The 791-nt window shown below is 47.9% G+C and carries 1 rRNA gene and 1 pseudogene; one reads left to right on the forward strand and one right to left on the reverse strand.

Annotated elements, in window-relative coordinates:
- Window positions 1–569: pseudogene (locus AEA42_RS15285) on the forward strand (IS630-like element ISSpu8 family transposase); the annotation flags it as partial.
- A gap of 103 nt (window positions 570–672) precedes the next feature.
- On the opposite strand, the gene rrf reads toward AEA42_RS15285, so the two are convergent.
- Window positions 673–788: ribosomal RNA gene (gene rrf, locus AEA42_RS15290) — 5S ribosomal RNA — on the reverse strand.
- Between the last annotated feature and the right edge of the window lie 3 nt (window positions 789–791).

Genomic DNA, 791 nt, shown 5'->3' on the forward strand with positions numbered 1-791 from the left:
TCCGGATGGCAACGATCCTTAACACACCTGGGCACGTTGCACTCGATCGCATTGACGTTTGGTTTCAAGATGAAGCCCGCTTTGGCCAACAGAATACCACCACCCGTATTTGGGCTGAGAAAGGGACCCGTCCACGGGCCGTCAAGCAGCAACAATTTGAATCAGCGTATCTATATGGCGCCGTGTGTCCGGCAACGGGGGCGACACAAGCGATTATTGCCCCGCATGCCAATAGCGAATATATGAACGAGCATTTAAAACTGATTTCAGCCGCCACCGCATTTGGGCGCCATGCGCTGGTCATCATGGACGGCGCAGGCTGGCATCAACAGGATTTGGCCGATGACTTTGATAATCTGACGCTTCTCAAGTTGCCACCTTATTCACCGGAGTTGAATCCAATAGAGCAGGTATGGCAATGGCTGCGTCAAAATGTGTTGGCCAATCGTTGTTTTAGTGGTTATGACGATATTGTCGAACAGTGCTCTATCGCATGGAATACCTTCATTGAGAAGAAAGCAAGAGTGATAGAATTGTGTACTAGACCATGGACAATTTTGACCAGTTAGTTAATGGAATTGGTATGAGTGCTTTCAAAATCACAATCTAAAAATTGCAAACATCAAAAACAAAAAAGCCAGCTATTCAGCTGGCTTCATTGTTTAATTAGGCGCTTGGCGATGACCTACTCTCACATGGGGAGACCCCACACTACCATCGGCGCGATTGCGTTTCACTTCTGAGTTCGGGATGGGATCAGGTGGGACCACAATGCTATTGTCACCAAGCAA

The sequence above is a fragment of the Shewanella sp. Sh95 genome, from assembly GCF_001308045.1.
In the GTDB taxonomy this organism is placed as follows: domain Bacteria; phylum Pseudomonadota; class Gammaproteobacteria; order Enterobacterales; family Shewanellaceae; genus Shewanella; species Shewanella xiamenensis.